4 protein-coding genes are annotated in these 2,744 nt (G+C 75.8%); all 4 read right to left on the reverse strand.

All coding sequences use genetic code 11. The features are described from left to right. Positions 1-959, reverse strand: a 959-nt coding sequence (locus SSNG_RS00885; protein ID WP_007261887.1) for an AraC family transcriptional regulator, incomplete at its 3' end; no start/stop codon positions are given. 286 nt (positions 960-1,245) lie between these two features. After that, a complete protein-coding gene (locus SSNG_RS44685; protein WP_277752128.1) occupies positions 1,246-1,368 on the reverse strand; it encodes a hypothetical protein in 123 nt (40 codons plus the stop codon). A gap of 85 nt (positions 1,369-1,453) precedes the next feature. Then, entirely contained in the window at positions 1,454-1,900 is a 447-nt protein-coding gene (locus SSNG_RS43330) for an amidase family protein (RefSeq protein ID WP_241695194.1), read from the reverse strand. After that, positions 1,807-2,298 carry an amidase family protein gene (locus tag SSNG_RS43335; protein ID WP_347232491.1) on the reverse strand — a complete coding sequence of 164 codons (492 nt, stop codon included), beginning with the start codon at positions 2,296-2,298 and terminating at the stop codon, positions 1,807-1,809. Before SSNG_RS43335 ends, SSNG_RS43330 begins: the two co-directional genes overlap by 94 nt. Between the last annotated feature and the right edge of the window lie 446 nt (positions 2,299-2,744).

The raw sequence follows: 2,744 nt of genomic DNA on the forward strand, positions 1-2,744 counted from the left end.
CCGGGCGGGCCCCCGTAGGCGGCGCGGTAGGCGGCGGAGAAACGTCCCTGGTGGTGGAAGCCCCAGCGGTTCGCGATGGCCGTGACCGTGTCCCGGGCGGGGTCCGCGGCGACGAGGTCGGCGTGGGCCAGTGCGAGGCGTACGCGGCGCAGGTACGCCGTCGGTGTGGTGCCGAGATGGCGGCGGAAGGCGTACTGGAGGGCCCGCGGGGTGACCGCGGCAGCGGCGGCGATCTCGGCGAGGCCGATCGGGGCGTCCGGCTGCGACTCGATGAAGGCGACGGCCCGGCGGACGGTCTCCGGCGTCGCGTCCCGCGTGTCGGCGAGTACGGTGTCGGGCCGGGCGTCGGTGGGGAAGGCGGCCACGACGGTCGCGGCCAGCATCCTCGCGGCGGCGTCGGCCACCAGCGGCTCGCCGCCCGCCGGCAGGCGCGAGACGCTCTCCTCGACGTAGTCGACCGTCCTCTTCCACTGTTCGGCCATGGCCGTGGAGACGGGCGTGAAGCGGGTGAAGCGCAGCGGCCGGGCGGGGCGGTCGGCCGGTCGGCCCGCGACTTCCTCGACCAGGGCGAGCGGCACCGTCACGGCACGGAGTTCGGCCGAGTACACCCGTCCCGCGTAGGGGAGGTGGGGCTGTGAGATCGCCAGGACGTCGCCCGGCCCGGCCTCCGCGGTGTCGTCGGCGCACTCCCTGGCCATCCGGCCGCCGACCACGTGGGTGATGGCCACGGCGCCGAGGGGGCCGGTGGCGTAGGCGTACTCGGTCCGCAGCGAGATGGTGCTCAGCGATACGGGGCCGACGTTGTCGCGCGTGTACGTGAAGGGGCTCGCGGGCGCGGGGGTCTTCATGCGCAGGCTCGTCCCGTACGCCGAACTGAGCCAGTCCCGTGCCACGTCCACGTCCGAGGTCCGGAAGACGTGCCCGGTCCGGGGGCCGGCGGGGTGCTGCTGTCGTCGCATGGTGGAGGCGTCCTCTTCCGCGGTGGCGCGGCGGGGAGGAGCTGCGCGGGATCAGCGTACGTGGGCGGGAGGCCGCGCGGGGCGCGTTCGTGTTCCGCGGACCGGACGGCCCGTGCCCGGGGTGCGGGGGTGGCGCCGGTGCCTGCCCCGCGCCCGGACCACCGGCGGTTCGCGTCCGCCGGGCGGGCCGGCCGGTCCCAGCATGTGTTCCTCGTACCGGCCGAGCCCGAGGACGGCGCACATCAGCAGGGGCGGTACGAGCAGCGCCAGGAACAACACGGGAGGGCTACCTGTGCCGGGCCAGGGTGGCCACCAGGACGACGAGGGCGAAGGCCATCACCAGCAGGTGCAGCCAGGCGGGTAGGGGTCCGGCGGCCTGGGCGAGGGCCGTGCTCGTATTCGATGTCATGTGGCGCGCTTGCCCGCACTGGGGCGGCTGACACGGCCGGGCCCGAACCCGTCGCGGACCGGCCCGTCCGCGGAGCCGGTCCCGGCTAAAAACAAAAAACGTCGAGGAGCAGGGTGTCCGCGCCGTGACGGGCGACCAGCTGGAGTCCGACGGGTTCGCCCGCGGGCGAAATACCGGCCGGCAGGGTGAGCGCCGGATGGCCGGAGATGTTGAACGCCCAGGTGAGGGCCACGCTCATGCGGGTTCCGGGGCCGTCGTGGCCGTGCGGGGGGTGGGGGGTGGTGGGAGTGGCGATGAGGTCGAACTCGTCGAAGACCGCTCGCAGGTGCTCGTTGTTCGCCGCGACCAGGCGCTCGGCGTCCGGGCCCGGGGCACCGGCGCGCAGAGCGGTCCCCTCGGAGGCCGGATCGTGCAGCGCGACCGGGTGGTCGAGGCCGCCTACGGAGCGGTGCGCGAGATCCGGTGGAGGGCGCGCCGGGCGGTGTCGGTGGTACCGGGGTCGGTCGCGGCGAACCCCAGGGTCGGGGTCCAGGCCACCCTCGGTGTGCGCGGAAGCGGCGGTGCGGCGGTGGTGCCGGCGACGGCGCGGAGGTAGGCGACGGCGTCGTGCGGGGCGCGGGCCAGCACGCCGGGGGTGTTCAGTCCGGCGCGGTCCCGGGAGGGCAGGAGACCGTTGGTCGGCTTGAGCCCGATGACGCCGCACCAGGCGGCGGGGATGCGGACCGAGCCGGCGCCGTCGGAGCCGGTGGCGAGCGGTACGAGGCCTGCGGCGACCGCGGCTGCGGAGCCTGCTGACGATCCGCCCGGGGACCAGGCTGCGCCGAGGGGGTTGAGGGTGGGCCCGCGGTCGGTGGAGCCGTAGGTCTGCCAGCGGGTGCCGGCGCGGGGGACGGAGGTCGCCCCGATCGGGACGCACCCGGCGGCGGCCAGCCGCCGGTTCTGGAACGAGTCCGGCCACTTCGCCCGCCTTGACCCCGATCGGTAAACCGGACAGCGGCAGGCGGGCTCCGCGGGCCACCGCCGCGTCGACCTCGGCCGCCGCGGCTCGGGCGGCGTCCGCCCAGAAGGCGGTGAAGGCCCGCAGGGCGCCGTCGCGTTCGGCGGTCAGCGCCAGGGCGGTGTCGACGACGTCACGGGCGGTCACCCGGCCGCCGTTGACCAGCTCGGCGATCTCCACGGCGGACAGGGAGGCGTACGGGCGTTCTTCGAGCATGCGGTTCCCTCCGTGGGCGGGCCGCACCCGGGCGTGCGGGCCCGGCGTCAGTACGCGTGGTCGACCGTGACGGCGGCCGGCAGGTGCAGGGCCGCTCGGACCGGTTCCCCGCGCAGCTCCTCGGGGTGAGGGCGAGGGCGTCGATCACGGTGAGGTGGGCCGG

It is taken from the genome of Streptomyces sp. C, assembly GCF_000158895.1.
In the GTDB taxonomy this organism is placed as follows: Bacteria; Actinomycetota; Actinomycetes; order Streptomycetales; family Streptomycetaceae; genus Streptomyces; species Streptomyces racemochromogenes.

What these genes read in the sequence shown, in the direction of transcription:
- SSNG_RS44685 (WP_277752128.1), bottom strand. Translation starts at nt 1,368, where the DNA reads ATGACATCGAATACGAGCACGGCCCTCGCCCAGGCCGCCGGACCCCTA.